Annotated in this window: 19 protein-coding genes; 11 read left to right on the forward strand and 8 right to left on the reverse strand. The window is 58.0% G+C overall.

The window, feature by feature from the left end:
* From NR193_RS32370 to NR193_RS32395, 6 genes are all read left to right on the forward strand, one after another.
* A partial coding sequence (locus NR193_RS32370) for an NADPH-dependent F420 reductase (protein WP_256754722.1) occupies nt 1-743 on the forward strand: 743 nt, incomplete at its 5' end.
* A gap of 194 nt (nt 744-937) precedes the next feature.
* The gene (locus NR193_RS32375; protein ID WP_256754723.1) at nt 938-2,884 is read left to right on the forward strand and encodes an ATP-dependent endonuclease; all 1,947 of its coding nucleotides are present in this window, start codon (nt 938-940) and stop codon (nt 2,882-2,884) included.
* A gap of 10 nt (nt 2,885-2,894) precedes the next feature.
* A complete protein-coding gene (locus tag NR193_RS32380; protein WP_256754724.1) occupies nt 2,895-4,805 on the forward strand; it encodes a UvrD-helicase domain-containing protein in 1,911 nt (636 codons plus the stop codon).
* Between the two features lie 231 nt (nt 4,806-5,036).
* Nucleotides 5,037-6,590 carry a hypothetical protein gene (locus NR193_RS32385; RefSeq protein WP_256754725.1) on the forward strand — a complete coding sequence of 518 codons (1,554 nt, stop codon included), beginning with the start codon at nt 5,037-5,039 and terminating at the stop codon, nt 6,588-6,590.
* 261 nt (nt 6,591-6,851) lie between these two features.
* The gene (locus NR193_RS32390; RefSeq protein WP_256754726.1) at nt 6,852-7,796 is read left to right on the forward strand and encodes a patatin-like phospholipase family protein; all 945 of its coding nucleotides are present in this window, start codon (nt 6,852-6,854) and stop codon (nt 7,794-7,796) included.
* Nucleotides 7,797-7,798: 2 nt separating this feature from the next.
* On the forward strand, nt 7,799-8,698 hold the full coding sequence (locus NR193_RS32395; RefSeq protein WP_256754727.1) for a nucleotidyltransferase: 900 nt from the start codon (nt 7,799-7,801) through the stop codon (nt 8,696-8,698).
* 41 nt (nt 8,699-8,739) lie between these two features.
* Here the strand turns inward: NR193_RS32395 and NR193_RS32400 are convergent, their stop codons facing one another.
* The gene (locus NR193_RS32400; RefSeq protein WP_256754728.1) at nt 8,740-9,324 is read right to left on the reverse strand and encodes a hypothetical protein; all 585 of its coding nucleotides are present in this window, start codon (nt 9,322-9,324) and stop codon (nt 8,740-8,742) included.
* Here NR193_RS32400 and NR193_RS32405 point away from each other — a divergent pair.
* A complete protein-coding gene (locus NR193_RS32405) occupies nt 9,308-9,766 on the forward strand; it encodes a hypothetical protein (protein ID WP_256754729.1) in 459 nt (152 codons plus the stop codon). The two genes, NR193_RS32400 and NR193_RS32405, sit on opposite strands and share 17 nt — an antisense overlap.
* A gap of 399 nt (nt 9,767-10,165) precedes the next feature.
* Here NR193_RS32405 and NR193_RS32410 read toward each other — a convergent pair whose 3' ends face one another.
* Nucleotides 10,166-11,362 carry a DUF932 domain-containing protein gene (locus NR193_RS32410; RefSeq protein ID WP_256754730.1) on the reverse strand — a complete coding sequence of 399 codons (1,197 nt, stop codon included), beginning with the start codon at nt 11,360-11,362 and terminating at the stop codon, nt 10,166-10,168.
* 278 nt (nt 11,363-11,640) lie between these two features.
* Between NR193_RS32410 and NR193_RS32415 the strand changes: the two genes are divergently transcribed.
* Nucleotides 11,641-12,843: a DUF1173 domain-containing protein gene (locus NR193_RS32415; RefSeq protein ID WP_256754731.1), complete on the forward strand. Its 1,203-nt coding sequence runs from the start codon at nt 11,641-11,643 to the stop codon at nt 12,841-12,843.
* 108 nt (nt 12,844-12,951) lie between these two features.
* Here NR193_RS32415 and NR193_RS32420 read toward each other — a convergent pair whose 3' ends face one another.
* The 6 genes from NR193_RS32420 to NR193_RS32445 all read right to left on the reverse strand — a co-directional run bounded on the left by NR193_RS32420 (nt 12,952) and on the right by NR193_RS32445 (nt 19,434).
* Complete coding sequence (locus tag NR193_RS32420) at nt 12,952-13,830, reverse strand: ParB/RepB/Spo0J family partition protein (RefSeq protein ID WP_256754732.1); 879 nt, start codon at nt 13,828-13,830, stop codon at nt 12,952-12,954.
* Nucleotides 13,830-14,027, reverse strand: coding sequence for a hypothetical protein (locus tag NR193_RS32425; protein ID WP_256754733.1), 198 nt, complete (start codon nt 14,025-14,027; stop codon nt 13,830-13,832). The genes NR193_RS32420 and NR193_RS32425 overlap by 1 nt, the downstream gene beginning before the upstream one ends.
* Entirely contained in the window at nt 14,024-15,229 is a 1,206-nt protein-coding gene (gene repC / locus NR193_RS32430; protein ID WP_256754734.1) for a plasmid replication protein RepC, read from the reverse strand. The genes NR193_RS32425 and repC overlap by 4 nt, the downstream gene beginning before the upstream one ends.
* Before the next feature lie 158 nt (nt 15,230-15,387).
* Nucleotides 15,388-16,386 (reverse strand): plasmid partitioning protein RepB, encoded by a 999-nt coding sequence (repB, locus tag NR193_RS32435; protein ID WP_256754735.1) that lies wholly within the window; start codon nt 16,384-16,386, stop codon nt 15,388-15,390.
* Entirely contained in the window at nt 16,383-17,600 is a 1,218-nt protein-coding gene (gene repA, locus NR193_RS32440) for a plasmid partitioning protein RepA (protein ID WP_256754736.1), read from the reverse strand. The genes repB and repA overlap by 4 nt, the downstream gene beginning before the upstream one ends.
* Nucleotides 17,601-18,291: 691 nt before the next feature.
* The gene (locus NR193_RS32445; protein ID WP_375162760.1) at nt 18,292-19,434 is read right to left on the reverse strand and encodes a site-specific integrase; all 1,143 of its coding nucleotides are present in this window, start codon (nt 19,432-19,434) and stop codon (nt 18,292-18,294) included.
* 270 nt (nt 19,435-19,704) lie between these two features.
* On the opposite strand from NR193_RS32445, the gene NR193_RS32450 reads away from it, so the two are divergent.
* The 3 genes from NR193_RS32450 to NR193_RS32460 all read left to right on the forward strand — a co-directional run.
* Nucleotides 19,705-20,028, forward strand: a complete 324-nt coding sequence (locus tag NR193_RS32450) for a type II toxin-antitoxin system RelE/ParE family toxin (RefSeq protein WP_256754738.1) — start codon at nt 19,705-19,707, stop codon at nt 20,026-20,028.
* Nucleotides 20,025-20,300, forward strand: a complete 276-nt coding sequence (locus NR193_RS32455) for a helix-turn-helix domain-containing protein (protein ID WP_256754739.1) — start codon at nt 20,025-20,027, stop codon at nt 20,298-20,300. The genes NR193_RS32450 and NR193_RS32455 overlap by 4 nt, the downstream gene beginning before the upstream one ends.
* Nucleotides 20,301-20,332: 32 nt before the next feature.
* On the forward strand, nt 20,333-21,245 hold a 913-nt coding region (locus NR193_RS32460), incomplete at its 3' end, for a 3'-5' exonuclease (RefSeq protein ID WP_256754740.1).

The following is a 21,245-nucleotide window of genomic DNA, read 5'->3' on the forward strand; positions in this document are numbered from 1 at the left end:
CCTCGGCTGGGAACCCGCTCAGCCCGGCCTGCTCGCCGATCTGGACAACGGCCACTACTTCCCAGCCGGCTGATCCCGCAGAGCCCGCGAACAGCATTCCACTACTTCTCCAGGAGACCTACATGAACATTATCAGCATCATCGGTGCAGGAACCATGGCCACGGCGATCGTCGGCCGCATCGCCAAGGCCGGGTATACCGTCGAGGTGATCACTCGCGACCCCGCCAAGGCGCGGGCGCTGGCCGACCAACTTGCAGCCGGGGCGACCACAGGGACCTACGGCGTCGTGCCGGCGGGTGATATCGTCATCCTCGCCGTGCCATACAGCAGTGCGGCGGCGGTGGTAACCGACTTTGGGGAAGCGCTCGACGGCAAGGTGATCATCGACATTGCCAACCCGGTTGCCCCCGACCTCTCGGGCCTTGTCACTCCCCATAGCAGTTCTGGTGCGCAGGAAACCGCCAAGGGTCTCCCGGTCGGCGCTCATGTCGTGAAGGCGTTCAACACGATCTTCGGTCGCGTACTTGCCAAGGGTGGACGCCTCGACGCGTTCATCGCAGCAGACGATGCGGAGGCGAAGGCGCGCGTCTCGACTTTCCTCGAAAGTCTCGGGCTGCGTCCGTACGATGTCGGCGGCCTGCACATGGCCCAGACATTAGAGGCGCTCGGCCTGATGATGATCGGCCTGGCCAAGAATGGCGCCGGCACCTGGGATTTCGCCGTGAACGTCGATATCAGCTGAATCGGCGAAACGGCATTGGCTGCACTACCGCACAGGGGCCGCTTGCCGACCGTCCGGTTGAGGCGAAGAATCCAATAAAGCGGTCATTCGGCTGACGACTCCAAATGCCGCCGTTAATGACGCTTCCGACACCGCCCGAAACCTGCCGTTGTAGGTCCCGCCCTCTCGAACTACTATCGGCGGGGGGAATCGGAATGTATCTTTCTGACGTTTCAATAAAAAATTTTCGCATCCTTACGGATTTCAGGCTGCGTCTAAATCCCGGGATCAACTTGATCGTCGGAGAGAACAATAGCGGAAAGACAGCGCTAGTTGATGCCCTGCGTTATGCGCTTTCCGTGAACTCCGGGGAGTGGATACGGGTTCAGGACCGCGATTTCAGTCGCGGGACCACGTCGTTCTCCATCCAGTTGAAGTTCGAGGATATCACCACCCGGCAGGCGGCAGCATTCGTTGAGCATCTGACCCACGAAACGATCCCAGGCACCGGCAATCGGCGCTCGGTCCTCTATCTCAACTACCGGGCGGACCAGACAACACATCTCATACGCGGTGCCCGGCAGATCCGGACTGAACTGCGGTCCGGCGCGAATGCAGATGGCCCATCAGTGGAACGAGAGGCGAGAGATTTTCTCGCGACCACCTATCTCCGTCCCCTGCGCGATGCGGATGCCGAACTCATGGGTGGTCGCGGATCGCGTCTGGCGCAGATTCTCGGCTCCTCCGAAAGGTTCGGCGAAGCTGCCGTCATTGAACATCTGCTGACGACGATCGTGGCGGCTAACGCGGCGATCATCGAGAATGACGGTGTAAGCGCAACCCGCGAACGCATTGAAGACCAGCTTCGCAGGCTGGATTTCCGCACGAAACCCTTAAGCCCGCTGATCAGCATCATGGGCGGAACCGATCTCGAACAACTCGATGCGGCCGAGCGCAAACAGATGTTCCGCGCAATTCTGGAACGCTTGCAACTGCTCATCGATTCACAGGAGCGCTACCAGGGCCTCGGATACAGTAACCTGCTGTTCATGGCGACAGAACTCCTACTTCTTGAGCAGGAACAGCATGATTTTCCGCTTCTATTGGTCGAGGAACCGGAAGCGCATCTCCATCCGCAGCTTCAAATGAAATTTCTGCGGGCGCTCAGAGAGGGTTTTGGCGGCCAGAATTCGTCGTTGCAGAGCATCCTTACAACCCACAGCCCGAACCTAGCGTCGAAAGCGCCACTTGAGAACGTAATCATCATGGCGGAAGGCAAGGCTTTTTCCCTCCGCAAAGATGAAACACGGCTGGATGCGCAGAACTATGTGCATCTCGAGAAATTTCTGGATGTAACAAAATCAAACCTCTTCTTCGCCAAAGGCGTCATGATCGTCGAGGGCGATGGTGAGAACATCCTTCTTTCGACATTTGCCGACCTTCTCGGGATGCCATTCGAGGATTTCGGCGTATCCGTCGTCAACGTCGGCAGCATCGCCTTTGCGCCCTTCGCCCGCATCTTCCAAAGGATGGGAATTGATGATCCTGCAAATAGCGCCGCGTGGCTTGGCACGCGCGTGGTTTGCCTGCGGGATCTTGATCTGTGGCCCGAGCCTGCTCGCATCGCGGAAGGCAACATTTACGGCTTTCAGGAAACGAAGGCCGGCAACCAACAATATTGGGAAAGCCACTACGCTGATAACGCTCAAGGCCGATTGAACTGGATTGCAAACCGCAAATCACTTGCCGGACAGAATGTGCGGGTCGAGGTAGCGGATCATTGGACCTTTGAATACGCGCTTGCGCGGGCCGGTTTGGCAGCCGAAGTGTATCAGGCGCTGAAAGGCAACCTCGACGGCTATGATGAACTGCCGGCTGACCCGGAATTGCGGGCGGTTGCCGTCTACAAAGATGTCGCCACGCAGTCCGGTGCGAAAACGAAGCTGGCCTACGGGCTATCAAGCGTACTGGCTGAAAAGTTCGGTCCGATGATCTCGCCCGCCCCCGAGAATGAGACGCCCGAGCAGGCCAACGCGAGACGACAAGCTGACCAGGCACACACCGTTGCACGAAGAGCTGAGTTTCGGGCAGCGCTGCCCGCATACATCGTGCGGGCTATCGATTATGTGACGGGACATGAAGCCCCTGCGGCAGCGGCATAGGGGCCTGCCGATGCCGATACCTGCCATAGACGACGCCGACATTGACGCGCTGCTTGAGGAGGTCAATGCCGCCTCGATGGACGAAGCGCTGACTCTTGACGAGGCAAGACGTGCGGCTATTCGGGAGCACCACCATGTCCATGCCTGCCCCGGTGCGGGTAAGACGACGCTCATCGGCTTGAAGCTGGTCCTCCTCGCCCGCAAATGGCGCTTGCGCCATCGCGGGCTATGCGTCCTGACCCATACGAATGTGGCAAAGGCCGAGATTCTGAAACGTGTCGGCACGGATGCTGCGGCGAGATCGCTGCTGAGCTACCCGCACTTCATCGGGACGATCCAGGACTTCGTACAAACTTTTCTCGCGCTGCCGGCCTGCCGTTCCAAGGGATACCCGATCCGTCAAATCGATGACTCCGCCGCGGCTGCCTACATGCATCGCCGCCTGACCGTCGGCACGCGCGCATATCTGGACAACAGGAACGCCAGCACTTTTGGACTGCGCCTAAAATGGGTTCAAGACCAGCTATCCGTCGACGTGCCGGGATCGCCAGGCACCCATACACCCTCCTACCAGAATATGGTCACGGCAAAAAATCAGGCTCTCGAGAATGGCTATTTTTTCTTCTCTGAGATGTACGCGCTCGCAAGAGAACTGATCTCAGCCAATACATCTATCATCGATGCCCTGCGACAGCGCTTCCCGCTCGTACTGATCGATGAAATGCAGGACACGCAGAGGTATCAGGACGAACTGATCAATCATCTGTTTGGCGATGCTGCAGAGTGCATGCTACAGAAGATTGGCGATCCCGATCAGGCCATTTTCGACGGCATGGCGGGCGAGCCGCCAAACGAAACGTTCAACGCGGCTTTAGACCTCGCACCCATCCCGGACAGCGGCCGGTTTACCGCGACCATAGCTGACAAATTCTGCGGACTCAGCACAAGGCGGATTGCTTTGACGGGCTCCCGCCCTGCATCCGCGAATGCTCCGGGCTGTACATTTATTCTCTATGGCAATGATACGATCGGAGCCGTGCTGGATCGGTTCGGCGCGATACTCGCCGGGCTCCCGGAAGCCGAGCGCAGGATCGTGAAAGCAGTCGGAGGGCGTGCCGAAGGCGGAGCACTCAGCATACAATCTTACTGGCAGGCATTCGATCGGAGTCAGGCGAACCAGGGGAGGACTCCCGATACTTTCTGTGAATGCGTTCGGGGCGCCTTGGATTTGAAAAATGGGCCGGCTCACTCTCACTACCAGCACCTGAGGCAAGGCTTGGTGGAGCTCCTGCGCCTGGGCGGTAAGACTGTCATCGGCCGATCTGGAGGCGCCGTGCCGATCACGCGTGCGAATTTAAGGCGCTACTTTGATGTCTCGGAGAAGACGTCGCTGATCAATGCGCTGATGGCAGACTTGCTGCTTCGCCCCACACTCACGGCGGCCGAATGGGCAGACATTGCGCAAACGCTCTGCGATGTCTGCAATATCGATATTGGTAATGTCGCCATTGCCGAATATCTGGCCTACGCGGACCACGCTCCGGAATTGCTGGATGAAGCGGTGTTGCCCGGCAACGTGTATCTGAGCCCGGGCGGCATCCCGATGGAGGTTTCCACCATCCATGGAGTCAAAGGGGAAACCCACGACGCCACCCTCGTCCTCGAAACCAAGTTCGGGACTCTCTTCGACGTAAAGGAGATGCTGCCCTTCTTGATCAATCCGGCGTTGGAGCGACCTGTGTTCGACCCGGCCCATGCGACGACCCACGCATCGATCCGGGCTTCCTTCATGAAGAAGATATACGTGGCCACTACCAGAGCGCGCCAACTGGTCTGCATAGCGATACACCGTGACCATATCTCGCAGCAGGAGAGGGCAGCTCTTACGGACCAAAGGGGATGGTCGTTTGTGGATCTGTAGCCTTCCTACTATCCCATTGCTCGGATGCTGTGGGCACGAGCAACGATTCCGGCAGGCTTTGAGGCCGAAACTTTCCTATCGGACAGACTCACTGTGACATGGACTTGATTTCGGGCTTGTCCGATCGTCGAATTATCCTGTAAATTCAACGCTAGATACGGATCGCGCGAAAACTAGCGCCTGCTCATGTACACATGATATTAATAGCGCTGTGTGACAAGCGCGAAGATCATGAGCGATCTGGTTGAAAAATTCCTGGAACGTTACGGCCCCCGCGTTTCTAGCGAGGTTGCAGGCCACCTAGTCAAAACGCTCGGGATTTCCGAGGCCGCTGCGCGTAAACGCGTCTCGAGACTGGCCGGTAACGTCCGGCGCCTCAGCTACATCACCTTCCCCCGCAAGGCCCGTTTTGTATATCTCGAGCGGCAATTTGGTTCGCCTATCTATTGGGAGAACCTAGTCGAAGCGCTCATGCAGACCAAGTCGGCTTACGGTGATGCCATCGCCGCGCTCCGGCAGCGAGGTGGCGCCATTCCGGAGCGACTGTTTCCGATCGTTTGCGGTGCACCCGTAAGACAGCAGAGGCATTTGTCACCGGAAACCATCTTCACTCGGCTCAATGAGGCCGGACTTCTCAAACGGGTAACGTTGCCGGGCGTTGGCGATTGCATTGCGATCGTGCAGGCGGATGGCTTTTACGAAGCCCTGGCACCCATGGTCCGCACCCGCCTTATAACGGAGGGTTTTCTTCTCACGGCCCTTGGCGATTGGCTGAAAAAGCTCGGGATTGTCAGCTATGGGAAGGTGGCGACACGCGATTCAGAGACATTGCCGCGTGTGGGAACGTTCGCGTGGGATCTGACCGCGCCCAGCTATCTGGGCGCGATGGTAAAAGCCGGCAAGGATGGCAAGAGTAAGCCGGGTTTCGTCGCGTGCGACGTTCACCTGGGAGATTCGGTCACAGTCGCGGGCGCACGCCCGTTCGTGAGCAAGTGCCGAACCTTGCGGAGCCTTCGCAATGTCGGCCCGTGCTTGCAGATATTCGTGGCCGCAAAGTTCCATGGCGATGCTTTTCAGATGCTCAAGGAGAACGGCATCGTACCCGCGACGCCGGCGAACCTTTTCGGGGAAGAAGTGGCGGCGGGGCTGCTGCAGCTTTCAGCGGTGCTGAACAAAGCAGCGATGCTATCGACGATCGATCCGACGGAGTTCGATGCGCTATTCAGCAAATTCGGCAAGATCGAAGGTGCCGCCAACCAGCTCCGAGGCACATTGTTTGAGTATCTGGCGGCTGACGTCTTCCGAAAAACCGGCGCCCACCAGGTGCGCATGAACAGGATCTATAAGGTCGGGGGGAAAGAAGCAGAGGCCGACGTTATCGCGGTGCGCGACGACATATCCCTAACTTTTATCGAGTGTAAAGGCCATTCTCCCTACGGGGAGACGCCTCATAGTGAGGTGGAGAAATGGCTTCAGCACAACGTGCCGATCTTTTTCAAAGCGGCCAAAGAGCATCCAGACTGGAAGAATCTTTCCGTGCATTTTGAGTTCTGGACCACAGCGCCGCTTACGCAGGAGTCGATCGCGCTTCTCGAAAAGGCTAAGGCCGAAATCAGGCCCTCGCGCTACACGATCAGCTGGCGCCTGGGTGCGGAAATTCTGTCGCTGTGCAAAGACACCAAGGATGATGGACTAGTCATCGCCTTCCGCAAGCATTTCATGAAATTCAACGCGAGGACGGCAAAAGACCCACGCATGTCTGCTTTGGAAGGGCCGAGACCATAAGCCGATAGTCGGGAACCCACTTCACTGCAGACAGCTTTACCATCTACCTGTCATCCACTTACGCGTCTGCCGCAATTGCCTTACCGAGGGAATTGAAGGTGCCTCGCTGTGTCACCGTTGGCCTTGGGTCTGGTGGCATCCTATAGGCGAACTCCAGATACCGGGTTCTTCTATTTCTAGTGGATAATCTTACAGCCGCTGCATGTGTTCATCCACTTTCGGCTATATTTCTACTGGGGAAAAAAGCGCTTGGGATTTTGAATGGCCAGCGAACCGGCCAGCAAGAAGCCATTCCGGATTTTGAGCCTTGATGGCGGCGGCGCCAAAGGCTTCTACACGCTCGGCGTGCTTCGCGAGGTCGAGGCAGCTGTCGACAGGCCGCTTTGTGACGTTTTCGATCTCATTTACGGAACCAGCACCGGTTCAATCATCGGAACGCTTCTTTCCATCGGTAAGAGGGTCGAGACAATCCACGAACTCTACCGCGAGCATGTCCCGACGGTCATGCGCGCGTCCTCGGCAACCGAGAAAACCGCCGCGCTCGCAAAGCTGGCCGAAACCATATTCAAGGACGGCGGGTTCGAGACAATCAAAACCGGCATCGGGATTGTCGCCACGAACTGGCAGACAGACACCCCAATGATCTTCAAGGCCGATCTCGGGCAAGCCCATGGGAGGACGGCGACATTCGTGCCGGGGTTTGGTTGTAAGCTCAAGGATGCCGTCCAAGCTTCCTGTTCCGCATATCCGTTCTTCGAACGCAAGATGGTCACGACATCCGCCGGGAATACCATCGAGCTTGGCGACGGCGGATTCTGTGCCAACAATCCAGCCCTGTACGCCGTCGCAGACGCCACCAAGGCCTTCAAGGTCGAAAAGTCGGATATTGCTCTTTTAAGCATCGGGTGCGGTGTCTACCCGGCGCCCAAAAAGCGGTTCACGAGCAAAGATTACTGGATCGGCAAACTTCCGTCGGTAAAGCTGCTTCAGAAGGTCCTGGAAGTGAACACCCAGTCCATGGAGCAACTGGGCAAGGTCCTCTTCAATGATGTCAAGACGGTGCGCGTCAACCACCGGTTCTCTAAACCCGAGATGGCCACCGACCTTCTTGAGCACGACCTCACCAAACTCAACATCCTCCGCCAGCAGGGCTCGCTCTCGTTCGCGGAAAGAGAAGCGGACATTCGCGCCGTGCTGGGAGTTTAGGAATGGCAATACCCGAGTCACAGCTTCATACATGGTCCGCCCAAGGCTCTATCCAGCAGTCCGCCGCGACGTACCAGACCCTCAAAAACACCCTTGAAGACAAGAACGCGCCGTATTCTCACCGGCCCTTCTACACTTTCCTCCAGGGCTCCTACGGCAACGACACCAACATCTGGTCCGATAGTGACGTGGACATCGTGATTTGCACCACGTCGGTGTTTTACTACGACGTCGACAGCTTGGCCGACTACGAGCAGAGAAACTTCCACACCGCGTTTCCGAGTGCGGCCAGCTACAGCTACCAGGACTTCAGGAAGGAAGTCACCGTGTGGCTGACCCAACGGTACGGCCAGGCCGTGCATCCCGGCAAGAAAGCCATCTTCATCCAGGGGAGCGGCAACCGGCGCGATGCCGATGTTCTGCCTGCTGCCGAGTACCGCCAATACTACGAGCACCGCGATGCCACGAGTACCGGCTACTGGCGAGGCATCGTTTTCTGGAAAACGGACGGCACCAAGGTCGTCAATTTCCCTAAGCAGCACTCGGATAACTGCACTACCAAGCACCAAGGGACAAGCAGTTGGTTTAAGCCTACTGTGCGTGTATTCAAGAACATCCGCAACAAGATGATCCAGCTCGGAATTCTGGAGGACGGAATGGCGCCGTCCTACTATATTGAGGGACTACTCTACAACGTTCCCAACCAGCTTTTCGGACAATCGTTTCAGCGAACAGTACTGAGTTGCCTGTCATACTTCGGGAACGCTGACCAGAGCATGTTCAAGTGTGCCAACGGCATTCATCCGCTTCTACGCGATAATTCCGAGGTTTCGTGGCCCCCTGACCACTGCACCCGTTTCCTTAAGACCCTCCAATTCTATTGGGACCACTACCAAGGATAGGCGTACACATTTAACGCGTAGGACAATCCCCACCCGCTGATCTATTTGTTGATTTTGACCAACCTGATTGACCCCTTGGTGATGCGGTCCGTCCAATAGGTTCCCTCCATGATCGTTGGCGGGCGGTCGATCACGTGATAACGGAAGGCACCGTAGTGGATCTCGCTGGTGTCGCCGCGAAGATGGATCGACGGGTCGCTTTGGTAAACGCCATAGATTTCGATCTCGCCATCAGGTTGTATGCTGATGCGTTCAGCCTTAAGCACCGATTTGGATGACGAGGTCACTATGCGGATAGACAGGCTTGAAAAGGTTTGCCGGATCACCGCCGTACCTTCGATTTTTGTGGCGGGTGTGCCTGCAGGATCCTTATAGGTCGAATGTAGCTCGACCTCCCATTTGCCGCGAAGATCTGGAACGGGGACAAAATAGAAAATTGGCCACCAAGACCATCCCCAGCGATCAAAAGACTTCAGGACGGCCAGGACAATTGCGAGCGTAATTGAAAACGGCTTTAGGTAATCCCAAGTCACTTGTAAGCCCGAGAGCCGAAGGCTTGCACCCCACACGACCACCGTAAGGATAATTACCGTCGAAATGGACAGCCTCGTGAAGAACGTACGCACTGAAGAGACACCCCCGCACCTGACGAATAAATTTCAAGCCATATATAAAGTCGGATTCTCTCGCTATCCGTTGCTTATCCTTTTTTACACCGGCACCGGCATACCCGAAGACTGCATCCCAATGAAGCGATCTCCTGCAGCGCCGATCGGTTTTCCCTTTGGGGAAGACTTTGCGGCCAGATATGCTGAAGCTATATCTCTCAATGAGAGCGTGCACGACGGTGCGGTTCTGTTCGGGCGCTCGAAAACCAGTGAACGCTATCGCTGTATGGGCTGGTCCTGTCGAATCGCTTCACGATTTCAACCGCAAGACGCTGAGCCAAACCGGGGTTCAGCTTACAACAGCGCAATTTCGATTTCCGGACTGGCAGATATTGATTGCGTTTTCTTGCTCACCGCTGGCGGCGTCGAGTCTTTCATCAACGGAGCTCTATCGTCGTGAATGCTCCACCGCCTGAAAGTCGGTGCCTTCAAGTTACAGCTAGAGCCGGATCGGTCCACCGATGGGTGGACTGCGGCGAACTCACGCCACGTTGAAATTGTCGTCGGGCTCCTGAGCAATGTCGGCTTTCAGGGAGTCTCAAGTGTCAGTCAAACGACCGGAATTAGGGCGCGTTGCCGCCGCAGTAAGCTCGACACCTGAACGGCTGCTATCCCGGCCTCGCCACCTAGGAGCCGTCAGGCAGGAATCCACCTCATCTCGATCATTCGCACCTATATGTTTACCCCCAAGTGACCGGCGACGACGAAAAGCGCCACCCTCCGGGCGGGGGCGGCGCTTTGCATTGGGCGATCATGGGAAAACCGGACGTGCGATCAGCAGATCATCCGTCGGAATGGATCAGTGAACGAGGTCGAGGAGCTTCTTGGCCTTGCCTTCCATCTCTAGCCGGACATCTTGATGCTCTTTGTCGCGGGCTATTCGAGTGATCCCCTGAACGAAGTCGAAGATCGACGCCGGCGGATGCCCTTCTTCATTGAGGACCGTGTCGATGATCTTCGTGGTTTCACCCTTCGAGAAGCCGCGCTTGCGTAGAAATGTGGTTCGATCGTCATCGTCGCGCGCGACAATGCGTTCGCGTGCGGCCTTGATGCCGTTCACGAACGGCGTGGGTGAGGATTCCGCGAACTGGAGCAGCGCCGGTTCGGCTTCGAGTGCAAAGCGTGAAGCGGCATATTTCGAGTGGCGGATGGTGATTTCCTGGAAATCTTCGGCGCCCCAGATGTTTCGATTTTGGCACACTGCGCGCAGGTAAAAGCTTGCAATTCCAAGGGTTTTCGATCCAACCTCGCTGTTCCACGCATAAAATCCGCGGAAATAGAGATCAGGTTCTCCATTCGGCAACCGGCCGGCTTCAATGGGGTTGAGATCGTCGACCAGGAACACAAAGACGTCGCGGTCGGATGCGTAGAGCGTCGTCGTATCTTTCGAGATATCGACATTCGGGTTGTAGATATGAGTGGACCAGTCGAGCAAACCGGGTACCTTCCAGCGCGTATCGCCGGTGCCATTGCCGGCGATTTTCTGCACCGCCTCGATCAGTTCATGGTCGAATATCCTCCCGTAGTCCGGGCCCGTAACCGCTCGAAGCTCAAGGCGACCGTTCTCGATTTCGAGTGTTTTGACTTGCTCGGCGCGATGGTTGAGCAGTCCGTGCTGCAGGTTTATCCCGGCGAGCGGCGCCGGAAGCTGACGCAGATAGGTGGCGGGCGCGCCGACCAGGCTGGCGAGCTGGCCGAAACTCCAGTGGGTCGGGATCACCGGCGCGCGAGCATCGGGTAGCATCAGTGTCAGTCGCTCAGGATCGTCACGAGACGCCTCCACGCGGATGGCCTCGCTCTCGATGATGCGCGTCTTGCTGCGTTCGGATCGGTGCTTCACCGAATTATGCAGGTCCGTGAGTGACAGATACCGCTCGTCGGCCGGCCGGTTGAACCATTCCGACGACACGCGGCCAATGCTCTGGCCCTTGCTGACGTCCACCTTATAACCGTTCGACGCTCCGCATATCGGCGACTGAATTTCCATCTGGGTCATAGTCGTTCTCCGCGACGGGTGCCGGGAGCCTCTCTCCCGGCCCTTCACCCGCCGCCGGCTACCGGCCTCCGCTCTCCCTCTAGCGGCGCCAGCCCGCGCGAAACATGAGAGCGCCGGCGCTGCGCCCTCGCTCCATCGATCGAGTCCAAAAGGGCCGGCCGCAGGCCGCCCTTCGGTAAAACCGTGGTGCCTCCCAGAAAATACCGAGGGTTGCATCAGTGGCGAAACCATGAACCAATAAATGGTGGAGCTTTATGGCGTCCGGAGCGACGGAGGCGATGCGACGGTTCAAACTTGCTGACGAGGTGATCGAAGACACGGCGCCGAATTTGCAGAGCGCGTTAGCCGATGCTTACCGAAGACGGATCCGGCCGCATTGTCTGTGCAAGGAAGGCGGGCTTCCAATGTACATCGCCCGAATTGGCGATCAGTACCTGGTCAAGCGGATGCCGCTTTCAGGTGGTGGGCACGATTCCAACTGCCCATCCTACGAACCACCGGACGAACTGTCAGGCCTCGGTGTGCTGACGGGAAGCGCGATACAGGTGGATCCGGAGAGCGGAATGTCGGCGTTGAAAGTGAGCTTCAGCCTGACGAAAATCGGTACACGGGCGGCGCCGAATACGGGAACGAATGTCACCGACACCATCGTCGGGGATGCGAAGAAGCTCTCGTTGCGCAGCCTGCTGCATTATCTCTGGCACCAGGCAGAGCTGACGGCGTGGACATCACGCTGGTCGGGCAAGCGGCATTGGTGGAATATTCGGTGGCATCTGACAGAGGCTGCCGGCCAGATGACAGTGAAGGGCGGAACGCTCAGCGAAATACTATTCATACCAGAACCGTTCCGAGCGACGGATAAGAGCGCGATCGAACAGCGTCGTACCGCAGCACTTGCACCCGCCATTCCTCCGAAGAGCGGCCCGCGCAAACTGATGATCCTGGTCGGTGAGGTGAAGGATTTTGCGCCGGCGCGTAGCGGCCATCGGCTGATCGTGAAGCATATGCCGGATTTTCCGCTCATGTTGGAAGAAGGTATCTATAGACGTCTACAGGCCCGCTTCGAGAACGAGCTGGCGCTTTGGGGAGCAGACGAGGCTTCTCACCTGATCGCGATAGCGACGTTCGGGCTGACGCCCGTCGGTCTCGCGGTCGTGGAGGACATGGCGCTGATGGTCGTTGCCGAAAACTGGGTGCCCTACGAGTCCGCTTACGAGAAGAGGTTGGTCGACGCACTGGCCAAGCTACATGAGCGCAGCGTCAAGGGATTACGCTACAATTTGTCGGCCGAAAAGCCGACCGCGGCTGCAATTTTGCAGCGTTCATCGCAGCCGGTTGCGCTCTATGTCGTTCCACCCTCGGCCGACGGAGCTTACGAAGAAGCTCTCGGCGAGTTGATTACGTCACAGCCGGAAATCGGCGCCTGGATCTGGCGCACCATTGAGGGCGAGATGCCTCCTCTTCCGAGGCATGCCGAATAAAGACTGGTCGCGTCCAGGGCCGCAGAATTTGATCTGCGTCCAGCTGGTCCCTCTCTGGAAGCTGCGGCGCGCAATTTCGATTACTCCTTCCAGGAGGTGTGTCAGCATCTATTCCTGTGTAAGACGCCTACGCAATTCAGCGAGCGGCTCGAGTGACCGGCAAACGAGCTTCAACTCTCTGACCTTGCCTTTGAGCGCAATCGTCACTCTCATGCCAATTGCATCTGAAAGCTGCTTTTCCAGCAAGAGCACATCCGCATCTTTCGCCGCGGGAGCGGATCGCGAGATCGAGGGTCTCTCTGCGGCAGGCGTCTGCGCGAGCGCTTCTGCCTGCCGCACTGACAGCCCGTCCTCGACGATGCGGCGCGCAACCTCTGCCGGGTTATCGGCGGTGACCAGAGTGCGGGCGTGACCGGCAGACAGCGTCCCGCTGACCAGCATGTCGTGTACCACGTCGGGCAACTTCAGAAGCCGCAAGGTGTTGGCGACGTGACTGCGGCTTTTACCGATGACCTGACCGAGGTCCGCCTGGCTGTAGCCGTGCTCATCCATAAGCTGCTGATAGCCTCGCGCCTCCTCGACGGGATTGAGGTCAGCACGCTGGACGTTTTCTATGATCGCCAGTTCCAACGCCGTGCGATTGTCGACCTCTCGAACGATGACGGGCAGTTCCGACAGCCCGGCTCTTTGGGCTGCACGCCAGCGTCGTTCGCCGGCGATGATTTCGTAACGGCCCGACTGATCCGGAGACGAACGAACAACGACAGGCTGAACAACACCATGCGTCTGGATCGACTGCGCCAGATCGATCAGGTCTGCTTCATCGAAACCTCGCCGCGGATTACGCGGGTTCGGCGAGACGAGTTCGATCGGAACCGCGCGGTCCGGTGCCGGTTGGTTTGCCTGCTCGGGCGCTGGATTGCTCACGTCACCGATCAGGGCGGCAAGACCCCGCCCAAGGCGTCTTCCAGGAGGTTGTTCGTTCATCAGTTCATTCCAGTGCACCCACCACGATGATGCATCGCGGCGGTTTCGGCAATCATTTCGTCTTTGAAGCGCCGCACCTGCTGCGGCTCCGAAATGACCGATAATCTTGCCTTCAAGAATGCTCCCGGAGCCGCGCAAGTCGAGAGAACGGCTTTCGCCATATCACTCGAGCAGATCACACAGTCGAACCCGGTCATCCCGCCATCCTTGCCGTTGAGCCGTTCGACTTGAATGCCGCCATCAGCATGGGCCCGACGGTGAATTCCCCTGCCCTCGCCTTCTCGGTGAGCGCCCTCAGGTATCCACCAGCCGAATTGATGTGCTGAGCACGCTGCAGGATACAGGCAACGACAATCGCCGCGTTTTCCGGCCCCATGACATGGCAGGCGTCTTCGTACGCCGACGGCGAGACGCCAAGATATCCCCTCACCTGGGCGGCCACCGCCATTAGATCTCGCCAACTGGTGATCCCGTCGACCGCGTAGTCGATGATTTCCGGGCAGGCCTTCAGCACAAATCCCAATGGATAGCCCTTCGGCGGCTCCTGCGGTTCTCGTCTGGGCTCGGCCGTCACCCCGCTTTTTTCCAAAGCAGGTTCAAATTCAATAAGGGAGTCGGTATTTGAATCAGAATACTGCCGCTCATTTCGATCGTCATTGCCGATTGAATCTTCGACATTCATGTGAGAATTCAGAAGGATATCCACTTCCTCACGGATCGCAGCCAGATCGCCCACGATCGTTTCCATGTCGGCAATGGCCGCGCGGCGCGGGATCGCGTCCACGATGGTTCGAAAACGCCTCCAGAGACCGCCCCAGTCGCCCGGAACGTCTTCCTCGACGGCCGCCTCGATCAGCTTGCTGATGTCTCTGCGATGCAGTGTGATGCGTTCCCGCATGAGCTTCTGCGCGCGATTGCCGGCACGGACCCGTTCAGCAGCCTCTGAGAACTCGCCGGCGCGCGCCAGCATGGGTGCCAGGGAGAAACCAAAGGCTTCCTCGAAGGCCCCTCCCCTGCCCTTACGGGCGTAACGCTTGCCGTTGGGGCTGTCCCGCCGGATGACCAGGCCGTTCGCGACCAAAGCCGCCAGGTGGCGCCGCAGGGTTGGTTCCGACATCCCGTGGGCGCGCAGGATCAACTGCCTGTTGGACGGGAATACGACCAGGCCGTTTTCCTCGCTCAGTTCGTCGTCTGGATAGAACGACAGCAAGGCCGCGAGAACCGCGAGAGCGCGGTCGCCGATGCCGATGACAGATTTTCCTTCGCACAGATCCCGGTAGGCCTGCCACTTGTCGACGGCCTTGCCGTCAGGGATTTCCTGTGAATCGTTTTGCGCTGCCAGTAAGGCAAGCGACATCGGCCGCCGCCCAAAAGGCGTCGTTGCAATGCCCGTTTCCATGTCCTTCCTTCACCCTCTCATTGGGCAAAAGAAACCTGCTCGCCGAATCGACGCTAATGACTCTTGACAGTGATTCGCGGAAATGTGATTCTCGGAGTGCTTAGTTCAGAGAAGGGCTTCCGCGGTTCGCCGTTCGGGGGCCTTTTTCTTTTGCTGTGTCAATTCTCCTGTTTCGACTTCCTGAACGCCTCATAGAGGCCGTCCAGATTGCCAGTGATCCAGTCTGCAAAAGGCTTCGCGTCGGTCTTCGTAATCTCGAGCGAAACGCCTTTTGGGCCTGATTTTGCGATGACGCTAACTGATTTGTCGGCCGGAGCCCAGGATGGGCGGCCTTCGGTTCCTCTCTCCTTCTTGGTGGGCTTGGATCGAAGTTCCCTGATCACTCGCTCAAATCGTTCGGCGCTCGACAGTTTCTGGAAGTCGGTCATCTGGATAAGCGGTTTCCAGTCCCCCTTCCCGTCGTCGAGCATGGCGGCCATTGCGTCCCATCGCGGTCGTCCGATGCCAGGCGCGGAGCCGATGGCCATAACCAGTTCATCAGGCAGCTTGCGTACAAGAGCGATCATCTCCGACAAAACACCCTTCGATCTCGTGCCGAATGTCGCCATGATGACCGAGCGTTTCACACCTCGTTCTTCGAGGCGTAGTGCGAAGAAGGCTTTCTCGATAAACGTGAGATCCTTGCGCTCAAGGTTCTCGTTACCTTGAGCGATAATGAGCTCGTCGTCTGTCAGATTCCGGATGAACGCCCTAGCCTTCAAACCCAGTTGCTTGATGGCTTCGACACGTCGATGCCCGTACGCGAGCTGATAGCGGCCCTCCTGATCGGGATGCGGCCGAACCAAGACCGGAACGGCTTGCCCATTTTCCCGGATGCTTTCCAACAGGTTCGCGAAATCCTCGCCTTCGAAGTCGTCGAGTCGATCCTTGACGAACGAGGCGTCGATATCGAGGGGTTCGATTTCAACGATCGTTAGCCCGTTCGTCAGCGTTTTCCTGAGTTCATCGGCTTCGTGCGAAATACCTGTTAGGGCATCATTCATGCTCTGCAGCGCCCCCGATGGGGTATGCCGTGGCCGCGGAGGGTTCTCAGCTGAGAACTGAGTCGACGTGATAGGTGTCAGAAAATCCTTCAGGGCATCCCTGCGCTTGATCATTTTCGGCCCCAAGCTTGTTTTACCAAGTCGTCAATCTCGCCGTTCATGGCATCCAATGCCTCCATGGCGCGATCGTATGTCTGCCGATGGAAGTTCTCCCGCCCGACTTCGTAGAGCGTCTGCTTGGTGATCCCGGCATCTGAAATTGCCGCCGACTTAACCATCGCGTGTGTCAGCACACGGTCACCGAAAAGGCCTTTGAGAAGACCGGCAATTTGGGACTGAGAGCCATCGTTTGGCTCGTACCGCGTCAACACATAACGGAAGAAATCATAGCTTGCATTGCCTCCCGCCCGTTCGACGACGTCGAACAAGCCTGCCGTCATGTGCAGGAACTGGGACATCGATGCGACATCCAGCATCTGCGGATGGACCGTAACCAAAACCGATGTTGCCGCGCACAGCGCTGAAAGCGTCAGATATCCGAGCGACGGCGGGCAATCGAGGACAACGATGTCGTAATCGTCCTCCACCGATTTGAGGGCAGAAGCTACCCGAGTGAAGAACATGCGATCTGCAGCTCGCGAACTGGATTTGTCAGTCAGTGCCCGCGGTGTCTCATGCTCGAATTCCTGCAGCTCGAGATTTCCAGGGACGATGTCGAGACCCGTGAAATACGTTTTCTGGATAATGTCTTTGAGCGGCCGCTGCAGGTCGTATCGGATGGCCCCGTAGATCGTGTCGTTCGCATCCAGATCGAATTCAGGCTGGATACCGAAGAGCGCAGACAATGAGGCCTGGGGATCGAGGTCGACGGCAAGGACCCGATATCCGCGCAAGGCGAGGTACTGAGCCAGATGGGCACTGGTTGTCGTCTTTCCGGAGCCACCCTTGAAATTGGTGACTGCCAGCACCTGAAGATGCTGGGCAGTTTCTCTCCGACGCAGGTAGCTTTTTTTGCTCTTGCCCAAGTGATCGCGAATCGCGTGAATTTGTTCAAGCGAATAGAGTCGCCGTCCAGCCGCGTTCTTTTCAGCTTCAGGAATAACGCCGTCGAGAACCAATGTTCTCAGATAGGCGTCTGAAATGCCAATTAGGTTGGCAGCTTCTCCGGCCATGAAGCGCCGGAGTTCTTTCTGAGCTGTCGGAGGGAAAGCCCGAGCCCGTAGCTGCTGCAACTGAGCCGACAAAATATCCGCGTCGCCTTCGATAAGGCGTGTCAGCGACTTCTGGATCGGCTCCGGCTGGATTTCCAGAATGTTGGTATCAGGCATTAAAAACGCTCAAATCGGTTTTTTTGTGAGTTAAGCGTTAGGATGCAATGAGTCTTACGCGCCGTCAACGATTAAAGGGTTAACGAAACCCTAACAAAAATAAACGGTTGCTGATATCATGACCGATGGTTCTCAGTTGAGAACTTTGACCACTCCTGATCAATTGCAGTCAATGTTGCCGCCCCCCAAAAAAAGGGGGTCGCCGGGCGTAGCCAACATGCGCCATTCCGCCTCCGCCCTCGGTTAGATCGTCTCGCAACGGCGTCGGCGGCGTCGACGTCATGCAAGAGGTCTGGCAGGGCGAGGCGGACGGGATGTACCGGCCCGCAGCGTCGTGATGCGCACATAGCCGATTGGGCGGCCTCTTGGTCGACAGAAAATTCGACTTTGCGTGTTAGAAGCCATGCGGGTCACTTCCGCGTCGCGGATTGTCCAAAATTCCAAATGAAGAAGATAAGGGTACAGGGTCGATCGTGAGCGTCTCTTGACTCGAGTAGAAGCCGAGCCACTTCTGGCGGTAGCCTTCCAGAGTGCGGCCAGAATGTGCTTTTGGCCGTCTATTTCGATCTAAGGAGACGTACTAGCGTACCCGCGGACAATGCGCTTGCATACCCGTCCTTCTACTGCCTGTTATGTAACGATAGAGACGTCAACAGACCGGGAAGAATGGCGGCGGAACGACAGCTTCGCGCTATAGCCCCGACGCCTTGGTGAGATTGACGCGGAAGCGGTCACGGCGCCGCTGGTATTTGCGGGTCATTTCGGCTGAGGCGTGACCGAGCTGCTTTTGCACATAACGTTCATCGGCCTCAGCGGAAGAGGCCAGGCCAGCTCTGAGTGAGTGGCCGGAGAATATTTGTGCCCGTTCGCCCTCTGACAGGTTCCCGCGCACGCCGGCGGCAAGCGTGGTGCGTTTGACGAGGCGGGCGACCTCCTTGTCGTTGAGCCGATCGGGGCCGACCACTTTGCCCTGGCCGGTGACGCGGCGGAAGAGGGGGCCGTGGGCGATGCGAGCGAACTTCAACCAAGTCTCGAGCGCAACGATCGGGCAGGTGGCGTCGGACGAGCCGCGTCCAACCTCGACCTCGCGCCAGCCAGTCTTGCCGCGCAGGGTCACCAATAGGCCCTTGTCGAGGATCTCGACCCAACCGCGCCCGTCCTGCGTCTGGTCGCGCCCGACATCCAGCCCGACGATCTCGGAACGACGCAGGCCGCCGGCAAAGCCGAGCAGAAGCATGGCACGATCGCGCAAGCCTCGTAAGGTTCCGCGGTCGAGCGTTTCCAGCATGGCGATCAGATCTTCGGGCAGCACCGCTTCTTTCTGCCGGGGAGGGGAGGCGTGCTTGTTGCGAATGCCAGCCATCACTGTGGCGATATGCCTGTCCTTGCGATCGAGTGGCTGGCCACGCTGGGCATAGTTCCACGTCAACGAGGAGAGACGGCGCTCGATCGTCGACACGGACTTTTTCTCCCCTGTGGCCGTGCCGGATGCGAGCGCGGTGATGTAAAGACCCACAGTCTGCGGATCGGGCGGCAACGTGGCAAAACCCTGACGGCGACACCAACTGGAAAAGTGCTTCCAGTCGGAGGCATAGGCGCGCCGTGTGTTGGCCGAGCTCGCCGCCTCGACATAATCGCGGGCGCGGTCCGCGAGCTGTTCAAGATGTGCCGGGAGGCGGGATTCCGAAGTGGCCGGAAGGGGAGGGGAGGGGGCGTTATCCTGGCCTTCCTGTGGATCCTCCATCGTAGCGCCGCTCATTGCCATGACGACATCGACAATGTCGGGCAGGTCGCCGGCGTCGGCGTCAGATGGGATTCCAAGCTGGTTCATCATTGCCGGAGCGGGACTGTCATCTGAAGATTCTCTCGGAGGATATTTTCCGGCGTCCAGTGTATGACAATGCACACACAATGTGAATCGTCACCGGAAAGCTCGGTCATCCCTCCCACCGGCTGCGGTTATTTCGTTCTCGATCGCAATCGGCCGCAGGGGACGGACGCTGAACGGTTAGGTCGAGAAGGCCGGAGTGGATGCAGGTCACGGGAAAGACTAAGGGAATGGTGGGCGATGAGCTTGTAAAATTATGTCAGATTTGATATATCGATGGAATGGACGATTGAAATCCTCAATGACGCGGTGCGGGTAGAGCTTGAGGCGTTGCCGGCCGATCAGATCGCCCGCTTTCTGCGGATCGGTGACCTCATCCAGTCCTTAGGACTGGAGCGGGTTCGCGAGCCACATGTGAAGCATCTGGAAGGCGCGTTATGGGAAATCAGGATGAAGGGCAAGGACGGCATATCCCGCGCCCTTTATGTCGTCGCCAGGCCGAGGCGTGTGGTCGTGGTCAGGGTGTTTTCCAAAAAGACTCAAAAGACGCCTCGCCGGGAAATTGAGCTCGCTTTGAAGCGGGCGGAGGACGTTCGATGATGAAACTGAATGACCTGAAAAAGGATTTGCTCAAGCGGCCCGACGTGCGCGCCGAATATGATGCGCTCGCCGAGGAATTCTCGCTCGCCGAGGCGCTGATCCGGGCACGCAGCGAGGCTGATATGACGCAGACCGACGTCGCGCAGAAGATGCATACGTCGCAGTCGTATGTCGCCAAGATGGAAGGTGGTCAGGTCAGTCCGTCGATAAAGGCGCTGCAACGCTATGCGGCGGCTACCGGAGCGCGGCTGAAAATCAGCCTCGAACGGTAAAGCCGGACGACGGATTGGAAGAGGCTGACAGCATGAAGACGGCAGCCGCCCAGTTTGACCTGTTCGACGCGGCGCCCGGCTATCGGGAAGTTCCGCGCCCGAAGCCAAAGAAGCGGCCTGTTACACGCGGTCCGGTTTCTGCGAGCTGGAACGCGGAGGAGGCGGCCCGGCGACTGGAAGCCAGCGGTGACTATCGGCTCCTGCGCAAGCTGGTTCCGCGTCCCATCGTAGCGCGGAGCGAAAGTCGCTATCCTCAAATTGCAGTTCTGGTCGATACCGAGACGACGGGCCTCTACCACGCAAGGGACGAGGTCATCGAAATCGGCGCCGTCGCCTTCACCTTCACATATGAGGAGGGCGGCAGGATCGGGGACGTGGTCGGCGTCTACAGTGGCCTGCGTCAGCCCGCATCACCCATTCCGCCAGAGATTACCCGCCTGACCGGCATCACCGATGAGATGGTCGCCGGCCAGGAAATCGATATTGCCGCTCTCGAGGCGCTGATCGAGCCCGCCGACCTTATCATTGCCCACAACGCCGGCTTCGATCGACCGTTTTGCGAAAAACTTTCGCCGTCCTTTATCCCTAAAGCCTGGGCCTGCTCGGTGACTGAGATCCGCTGGGCCGACCTGGGCTTTGAGGGCAACAAGCTCGGCTATCTCGTTGGGCAGTCCGGACTGTTCCACGAAGGGCACCGCGCCACCGACGATTGCCATGCGCTGCTTGAAGTGTTGGCGCGACCGGCGGGGGAGGGTGCTGCGCTTCCCTTTGCCGAGCTGCTGCAATCAAGCGCCCGTTGCCGAATGCGCATTTTTGCCGAGAACGCGCCGTTCGACATGAAGGATCACCTGAAGGCGAGGGGCTATCGCTGGTCTGACGGCAGCGACGGCCGGCCGAAGGCTTGGTGGATCGAGATTGATGAAGACCTTTACGATGACGAACTCC

Origin of the sequence: Mesorhizobium sp. Mes31, assembly GCF_024519675.1 — a bacterium.
Taxonomy (GTDB): Bacteria; Pseudomonadota; Alphaproteobacteria; order Rhizobiales; family Rhizobiaceae; genus Mesorhizobium.

What these genes read in the sequence shown, in the direction of transcription:
- NR193_RS32385 (WP_256754725.1), top strand. Translation starts at nt 5,037, where the DNA reads ATGAGCGATCTGGTTGAAAAATTCCTGGAACGTTACGGCCCCCGCGTT.
- repC (WP_256754734.1), bottom strand. Translation starts at nt 15,229, where the DNA reads ATGGAAACGGGCATTGCAACGACGCCTTTTGGGCGGCGGCCGATGTCG.
- NR193_RS32420 (WP_256754732.1), bottom strand. Translation starts at nt 13,830, where the DNA reads ATGAACGAACAACCTCCTGGAAGACGCCTTGGGCGGGGTCTTGCCGCC.
- NR193_RS32425 (WP_256754733.1), bottom strand. Translation starts at nt 14,027, where the DNA reads ATGACCGGGTTCGACTGTGTGATCTGCTCGAGTGATATGGCGAAAGCC.
- NR193_RS32380 (WP_256754724.1), top strand. Translation starts at nt 2,895, where the DNA reads ATGCCGATACCTGCCATAGACGACGCCGACATTGACGCGCTGCTTGAG.
- NR193_RS32450 (WP_256754738.1), top strand. Translation starts at nt 19,705, where the DNA reads ATGGAATGGACGATTGAAATCCTCAATGACGCGGTGCGGGTAGAGCTT.
- NR193_RS32410 (WP_256754730.1), bottom strand. Translation starts at nt 11,362, where the DNA reads ATGACCCAGATGGAAATTCAGTCGCCGATATGCGGAGCGTCGAACGGT.
- NR193_RS32395 (WP_256754727.1), top strand. Translation starts at nt 7,799, where the DNA reads ATGGCAATACCCGAGTCACAGCTTCATACATGGTCCGCCCAAGGCTCT.
- NR193_RS32415 (WP_256754731.1), top strand. Translation starts at nt 11,641, where the DNA reads ATGCGACGGTTCAAACTTGCTGACGAGGTGATCGAAGACACGGCGCCG.
- NR193_RS32375 (WP_256754723.1), top strand. Translation starts at nt 938, where the DNA reads ATGTATCTTTCTGACGTTTCAATAAAAAATTTTCGCATCCTTACGGAT.
- NR193_RS32445 (WP_375162760.1), bottom strand. Translation starts at nt 19,434, where the DNA reads ATGATGAACCAGCTTGGAATCCCATCTGACGCCGACGCCGGCGACCTG.
- repA (WP_256754736.1), bottom strand. Translation starts at nt 17,600, where the DNA reads ATGCCTGATACCAACATTCTGGAAATCCAGCCGGAGCCGATCCAGAAG.
- NR193_RS32455 (WP_256754739.1), top strand. Translation starts at nt 20,025, where the DNA reads ATGATGAAACTGAATGACCTGAAAAAGGATTTGCTCAAGCGGCCCGAC.
- NR193_RS32390 (WP_256754726.1), top strand. Translation starts at nt 6,852, where the DNA reads ATGGCCAGCGAACCGGCCAGCAAGAAGCCATTCCGGATTTTGAGCCTT.
- repB (WP_256754735.1), bottom strand. Translation starts at nt 16,386, where the DNA reads ATGATCAAGCGCAGGGATGCCCTGAAGGATTTTCTGACACCTATCACG.